The organism is Kitasatospora sp. NPDC057512, from assembly GCF_042802135.1.
Lineage (GTDB): Bacteria > Actinomycetota > Actinomycetes > Streptomycetales > Streptomycetaceae > Kitasatospora.
Genome location: NZ_JBHVET010000460.1, coordinates 1 through 7,013, shown reverse-complemented (window position 1 = coordinate 7,013; position 7,013 = coordinate 1). Strand labels below are relative to the sequence as shown.

Genomic DNA, 7,013 nt, shown 5'->3' with positions numbered 1-7,013 from the left:
CGGGCCCCTTCCGCATGTCCGGCCGACGTCCGCGCCGCCTGTCCGGCCGCCGTCCGGAGGCCCGTCCGGAGGCCTGTCCGGACGGCCGCGAATTCCGGAGCGTGACGGCGGAATCACGCTGCGCAGGAATCGAGATGTGGTCGGGATGTGTCCCTATGGTTAACGCGGCGTCACGAATGCCGCCATTTCTTGTCAGAGTTCCCAGCAAGTCGTGGAATTTCGCCCCAACTGCCCTTTTTGGTATCTGTTCTGACATGGCATGAGGTGCAGTAGGCTGACTCCGCGATAGGCGTCGCCGCAGGTCTCGCGCCGGAACGCACGTCGATGTGGTGTGACATCGGGTGCCTTTCGGAGAGGTTCAGGCCGCCAGTCCCATTCGCGTTCCGGGGCCCGGACCGGCCCCACGCGATGCCACCTGAAGAGAGTTTCATGACGTCATTTGTGCAGGAACCCTTTTTCTGGGTCTTCATCGTGGTGATGCTCGTATCCGTCGGGGCGGCCCTCCAGGCCCGCCGGACGAACCTCGCCCTGCGGCGGCGCAACGCCTCCCTGGAGGAGGAGAGCGCCCTGGCACAGCGGCAGCGCGAGGAACTCGCCGTGCTGCACGACCGCCTGCAGGGCCAGCACGCCTCCGAGCTGACGGCCGTCCGCCGGGACGCCGAGGAGGACACCAAGGCCGTCCTCAAGGCGGCGATGCGGACGCTGCAGGGCTTGGCCGACGAGCAGCAGATCGTCATCGACAAGGTGCAGCGGAAGTACGGCGACAGCCCGCAGATCCTCGCCGACCTGATGACGATCGACCACACCAACAGCCAGTTCGGCCGGCGCGCCCAGGGCATCGCGGTGCTCTGCGGCGGCTGGCTGGGCCGCCGGGAGAGCGTCGCCTCGGTCTACGACGTGGTCCGCAGCGCCCAGGGCCGGATCCGGCACTTCGACCGGGTGCGGATCCACTCCCGGGTCAGCGTCTCGCTCGCCAGCAAGGTCGTCGAGCCGGTCGCCGTCGTGCTGTCCGAGCTGCTCGCCAACGCGACCAACTACTCCGCCCCGGACACCCCGGTGGAGGTCAGCGTCCAGGCCGTCCCCACCGGCGTCTGCCTGATCATCGACGACGCCGGCCTCGGCATGGGCCAGGAGGAGAAGGACCGCGCGTCGCTGCTCCTGAACCCGGGCGCGCCGATCAGCCTCACCAGCCTGGGCAACCCCCCGAAGTTCGGCTTCGCCGTCTCCGGCATGCTGGCCGCCCGCTACGGCTTCCGGGTCTCCGTCGACTCGGTCTCCCCGTACGGCGGCGTGCGGGCCGTGGTGCTGCTGCCGGCCGAGCTGCTCAGCAGCGAGGTCGCGGCCCCGCCCGTCGCCGAGCACACCGACTACCCCGACTACCAGGCCGCGCCGGTGGAGCAGCCCGCGCAGGTCTGGGCACCCGGTGCCGGCCAGCGGCTCGTGTCGCTGTCCGAGCCGGCGGCGCCCCTGGCCCCGGTGCCGACGCCGTACGCGGCGACGGCGGGACCGGAGACCACCGCGGACGGACTGCTGCCCCGGCGCCGCCGCCAGCGCCCCGTGTCGGTCGTCCCCACCCCGCAGGACCCCGGCCCCGGCCGGACCGAGGACCCGCGGAGCACCGGCCAGTACACGCCGTCCCGCCTCGGCGCGTTCCAGCGCGGCACGCTGTCCGGGCGCAACACCATGACCACGGAAGGAACCGAGATCCAGTGAGCCGCGATCTTTCCTGGGTGCTCAACGACGTACTCCAGGTACCGGGCGCCCGGCACGCTATCCTCGTCTCCGCCGACGGCCTCCTGCTCGAACGGTCCAGCGAGATCGGCCGTGACGAGGCGGAGACCAACGCCGCCGCGATGAGCTCGATGCAGTCGCTGAGCCGCGCGGTCGCCCCGTTCGTCGGCGGAGGCGCCGGGGTCTGGCGCCAGACCCTCCTGGAGTACGACCACGGCTGGATCTTCCTGATCGCGGCCGGCAGCGGCGCGTACCTGGCCGCCTCCACCGCCCCCGACGTCGACATGGAGGCGATGTCCTTCCGGATGCAGCAGCAGGTGGGCGCGCTCGGACGGGCGATGTCGGCGGCGCCGCGCCAGAGCACGCTCAGCGGCTCATGACGACCGGCGGCGAGGAACAGCGGGTCTCCGGCGGCTTCATCCGCTCCTACGTCATCACCGGCGGGCGCGCGTTACCGAGTGCGGACGACCTGTCTCTGATCACCCTGGTCACCATCGCGCCCGAGCAGGACCTCCCCGCGCTGCCGAGCCCGGAGACCCGGGCGATCTGGGAGCTGTGCTCCGGCGGCTACCTCTCGGTGGCCGAGGTCGCGGCCCGGCTGGAGCTGCCGGTGGGGGTCGTGAGGCTGCTGCTGACGGACCTGATCCGTGAGGGGCGGCTGCTGCGGCGGTCGGCCCCGCCGCCGGCCCAGGCCCCGGACCCGAGACTTCTAGAGAAGGTACTGCATGGACTTCAACGCCGGTTCGCCTGAGGACATCTACGTCCCGGGCGCGGTGACGACCGCTGTCAAGATCCTGGTCGTGGGGCACTTCGCGGTCGGCAAGACGACGCTCATCGGGGCCCTGTCGGAGATCGCCCCGCTGAGCACCGAGGAGAGCATGACGCAGGCGTCCATCCGCGTCGACGACCTCCGCGGGGCGCCGGACAAGAAGACCACGACCGTCGCCCTGGACTTCGGCCGGCTGACGCTCGGCGACGACCTGGTGCTGTACCTGTTCGGCACGCCGGGCCAGCAGCGGTTCATGCAGCTCTGGGAGGACATGGCGCGGGGGGCGCTGGGAGCGCTGCTGCTGGCCGACCCGACCCGCCTCGCCGACACCTTCCCCGTGATCGACCTGATCGAGCAGTACGGCCTGGAGTACGCGGTCGCGGTCAACAGCTTCGACCGGGAGAGCGGGTACACCGAGGACCAGCTGCGCGAAGCGCTCGACCTGCTGCCGCACACGCCGGTGGTGTTCTGCGACGCGCGGGACCAGCGCTCCTCGGCCAACGCCCTGCTGACGCTCGTCCGGCACCTGCTCGACCGCGCCTCCTGACCTCCCCACGGCTCCTCCCTCCCCCACGCCTTCCTCCCCTCACGCCTCCCGGGTCCGCACCCGCCCGGGGCCTCCTCCAAGGAACGACCCATGGAATCTCTGCAGCGACCCGTACCGCAGTCGCCTCCGCCGGGCTGCCCGATGCACGCCGGCGTGAGCACGCCGCTCTACGGCGAGATGTTCTCGGCCGACCCCGGCGCGGTCTACGACAAGCTGCGCGCCAACGGCCCCGCCGCGCCGGTGGAGTTGGCGCCGGGGGTGGACGCCACCCTGGTCACCTCGCACGAGGCCGCCCTGCGGGTGCTGCAGAACCCGGGCATGTTCGCCCGGGACTCGCGGCGCTGGGCGGCGCTGAACGAGGGCCGGGTGCCGATGGACAGCCCCGTCCTGCCGATGATGTTCTACCGGCCCAACTGCCTCTTCACGGACGGCGCCGAGCACCTGCGGCTGCGCAAGGCCGTCACCGAGAGCCTGGACCGGCTCAACGACAACCGGCTCAACCGGCACGTCGAGCGGATCGCCGGCTACCTGATCGACCAGTTCAGCGCGCTGGGCCGGGCCGACCTGCTCAACGACTACGCCAAGCTGCTGCCGCTGCTGCTGTTCAACCAGCTGTTCGGCTGCCCGGCCGACATCGGCGACCGGCTGACCCGCAGCATGTCCGCGCTCTTCGACGGCCTCGACGTGATCCAGGCCAACGAGGAGCTGACCTCCTGCTTGATGGACCTGGTCGCGCTGAAGCGCCGCCAGCCGGGCGACGACATCACCTCCTGGCTCATCCAGCACCCGGCCGGCCTGCGGGACGAGGAGCTCAAGGACCAGCTGGTCATGCTGATGGGCGCCGGCGTCGAGCCCGAGCGCAACCTCATCGGCAACGCGCTGCTCCTGCTGCTGTCCGGCGAGGGCGGCGCCGGACTGCGCATCGAGGACGCCCTCGACGACGTGCTGTGGAACAACCCGCCGATCGCCAACTACGCGACGCACTACCCGATGCAGGACCTCAACCTGGGCGGCGTCCCGATGGACGCCGGCAGCCCGGTGGTGATCAGCTTCGCCGCCGCCAACAGCGACCCGGTGCTGACCGACGCCCGGCTGACCCTCAGCAAGGGGGCCCACCTGGCCTGGGGCGCCGGCCCGCACGCCTGCCCGGCCAAGTCCCCGGCCCAGCTGATCGCCCTGAGCGCGATCGAGTGCCTGCTCAACGCGCTCCCGGACGTCACGCTCGCGGTGCCCGCGGAGAGCGTCGAGTGGCGGCCGGGCCCGTTCCAGCGCGGCCTGGTCTCGCTGCCGGTGCGGTTCAGCCCGGTGGCCGCCCGCACCACGGGGCCGGCCGTGGGCGCGGACACCGCCCCCGCCCCCGCGCCCGCGCAGGCCGCCGCCGAGCAGGTGCAGGCGTACCCGCAGGCCGCCGCCACCGGGCCTGCCCGGGCCCCGCAGAAGAAGGGGTGGTGGAGCTCCTTCCTGGACGTCTTCCGGGTCTGAGGCCTCCCGGGCTCCGGGCTCCCCGGTCCGCCCCGCCGTCGTGAGCCGTCCGGTCACGGGCCGTTGGGTCACGGGCCGTTCGGTCACCGGCCCTTCGGTCACGGGCCGTTCGGGTACCAGCCGTTCCGTCACCGGCCGTTCGGTCACCGCGAGGTGAACGGCGTGCGACGACGGTGCAGTACGTGACGGGGGCAACACGGATCGACGCTTGAGCGCGCTGTTGCTGGGTAGTACGCCGCCGTACTGCCCGCCCGCGTGTTGAAGGAGCCCGTGTGACCGCCATGTTGGAAGCCCGCCCCGCGGAGTCGGAGCACCCTGACGGAAGGGTCGACCGCCGTGCCGCCGTCCCGCTGCTGCGGAGGCTGCGGTCGGCCGAGGGGCTCGCCGACCCGAGCCCGGTCTACGACGGGCTGCGGGCGCTCGGCGACCTCGTCCCGGCGCCCTGGGGCGGTTACCTGGTCACCGGTTACGAGGCGTGCGACCAGGTCCTGCGCGGCAGGACCTGGCTCGTCCCCGACTTCGCCTGGCAGGAGCGGCAGACCGGGACGGAGCGCTGGGAGGCCGTCGCCACCCAGGAGATGAGCCGCACCCTCTCCCGCCTCAACGCCCCCGAGCACACCCGGCAGCGGCGCAGCCTCGGCAGCCTCTTCGACCGCAACACCCTCCGGGACATGGCGCCGGAGATCGAGGCCGACGTCACCGGGCTGCTCGACCGCCTGGCCGAGCGAATACAGGCGGACGGCGAGGCGGACTTCGCCTCCGTGGTCAGCGAGCAACTGCCGATCGGCACCATCGGGCGCTGGCTGGACATCCCCCGCGCGGACTACCCGCACATCCTGACGATGACCCACAACCAGGTGCACGCCCAGGAACTGCTGCCCACCAAGAGCCAGCTGGCGGTCTCCGAGCAGGCCACCATGGACCTGCGCGAGTACTTCACCCGGCTGGTCCGGGAGCGCCGCGACAACGACGGCGACGACGTGATCGCCGGCTGGATCCGCACCTGGGACGCGCTGGAGTCCGACCGCGAGGCCACCGACCGGATGGTCTACCAGCTCACCATGTTCGTCACCATCGCCTCGCTGGAGACCACGGCGACGCTGCTCTCCTCGCTGGTGTGGCAGCTGCTGAAGTCGCCCGGGACGTGGGAGTGGCTGCGGGAGCGGCCGGAGCACATCGACGGGGTGATCGACGAGGCGCTGCGCTACGACCCGCCGATCCGCGTCAACAGCCGCGTCGCGGGCGAGGACACCGTGCTGGCCGGAACGTTCCTCCCCAAGGACACCATGGTCCACGTGATGTACGGCGCGGCCAACCGCGACCCGCGCCGCAACCCGGACCCGCACGCCTTCGACCCGCTCCGCCGGGGCACCCACCTCACCTTCGGCGGCGGCGCCCACTACTGCCTCGGCGCGGGCCTGGCCCGGCTGGAGGCGCGGGCCCTGCTGAGCCGACTGCTGGAGCGCTTCCCGACGCTGCGGGCGGTGAGCCCACCGGAGCACGCGCCCCGGATGGTGTTCCACCGGGTGACGTCCCTGAGAGTGTCCGCATGAACGTCCCTCCGCAGGCTCCCCAGTACCCCCCGTACGCGATGCAGCCGCCGCCGTACGTCCCGTACCCCTCGGCGCCGGCCGGCTGGTACCCGCCGGTCCCTCAGCCCGCGCCGGCCCCCGAACCCGCGCCCGCCCGTACGGTCCGTTCCGAGCTCCGGGGCGCGGTGCTCCACGTCGAGCTGGACAGCCCGGAGACCGGCAACGCCGTCACCTCGGCCATGCTGGACGAACTCCTCGCCCTCCTCGCCGTCCCCGACCCGGCCGTGCGGGTGATCGTGCTGTCCGCGGCCGGCCGCGACTTCTGCCTCGGCGGCGACCGCGACGAGCTCTTCGCGGGCCTGGACGAGGACCCGACCGGTGGCCGCATACGGGCCTACGGGGACAAGGCCCGCCGGGTCTGCGACGCCCTCGTCAACAGCCCCGCCGTCACCATCGCACGGGTCCAGGGCCGGGCGACCGGCGCCGGCTTCGCCCTGGCGCTCGCCTGCGACCTGCGGGCCGGCGCCGACGACGCCGTCTTCCGGCTGCCCGAACTGGCCCTGGGCCTGCCCGTCGCCTGGGGCGGGCTGCTGCCCCGGCTGCTGCACGAGGTCGGCGCGGCCCGGGTCCGCGAGATCATCCTCACCGGCCGCCCGGTCGGCGCGGTGGAGGCGCGGGAGCTCGCCATCCTGCAGCGGGTCGTCCCCGCGCAGGAGCTGGACGCGGCCGTGGACGAGTGGGCCCGCCCCATCACGCGCCGCTCCGAGGCCGCCCTGCGGGTCACCAAGACGCTGCTCGCCTCCCACGCGTCGGCCACCCGGCTGGCCGACGCCGCCGTGCTCGACTCCGAGCTGATGGCCTCCGTCCTCGCCGCCGCCCACTACGCCCGGAGCCTGGCCGACCGGGAGCCGGCCTCCTGACCGGTGTGTACGAAGGGGCCCGCGTCCTCGGA

At 72.7% G+C, this 7,013-nt stretch carries 7 protein-coding genes; all 7 read left to right on the top strand.

Going from position 1 to position 7,013, the window contains the following annotated elements:
• The first annotated feature begins 429 nt into the window (after nt 1–429).
• The 7 genes from ACFU6K_RS26115 (at nt 430) to ACFU6K_RS26085 (ending at nt 6,981) form a co-directional block, all read left to right on the top strand.
• Nucleotides 430–1,713, top strand: a complete 1,284-nt coding sequence (locus ACFU6K_RS26115; RefSeq protein ID WP_380666920.1) for an ATP-binding protein — start codon at nt 430–432, stop codon at nt 1,711–1,713.
• On the top strand, nt 1,710–2,111 hold the full coding sequence (locus ACFU6K_RS26110) for a roadblock/LC7 domain-containing protein (RefSeq protein ID WP_049653846.1): 402 nt from the start codon (nt 1,710–1,712) through the stop codon (nt 2,109–2,111). Before ACFU6K_RS26115 ends, ACFU6K_RS26110 begins: the two co-directional genes overlap by 4 nt.
• Nucleotides 2,108–2,482: a DUF742 domain-containing protein gene (locus tag ACFU6K_RS26105; RefSeq protein ID WP_049653843.1), complete on the top strand. Its 375-nt coding sequence runs from the start codon at nt 2,108–2,110 to the stop codon at nt 2,480–2,482. The genes ACFU6K_RS26110 and ACFU6K_RS26105 overlap by 4 nt, the downstream gene beginning before the upstream one ends.
• Nucleotides 2,457–3,047, top strand: a complete 591-nt coding sequence (locus ACFU6K_RS26100) for an ATP/GTP-binding protein (protein ID WP_074005013.1) — start codon at nt 2,457–2,459, stop codon at nt 3,045–3,047. Before ACFU6K_RS26105 ends, ACFU6K_RS26100 begins: the two co-directional genes overlap by 26 nt.
• A gap of 90 nt (nt 3,048–3,137) precedes the next feature.
• Nucleotides 3,138–4,529: a cytochrome P450 gene (locus ACFU6K_RS26095; protein WP_380666918.1), complete on the top strand. Its 1,392-nt coding sequence runs from the start codon at nt 3,138–3,140 to the stop codon at nt 4,527–4,529.
• A 281-nt stretch (nt 4,530–4,810) separates the two neighbouring features.
• Nucleotides 4,811–6,082, top strand: coding sequence for a cytochrome P450 (locus tag ACFU6K_RS26090; RefSeq protein ID WP_380666922.1), 1,272 nt, complete (start codon nt 4,811–4,813; stop codon nt 6,080–6,082).
• A complete protein-coding gene (locus ACFU6K_RS26085; protein WP_380666916.1) occupies nt 6,079–6,981 on the top strand; it encodes an enoyl-CoA hydratase/isomerase family protein in 903 nt (300 codons plus the stop codon). The genes ACFU6K_RS26090 and ACFU6K_RS26085 overlap by 4 nt, the downstream gene beginning before the upstream one ends.
• Nucleotides 6,982–7,013: the final 32 nt, after the last annotated feature.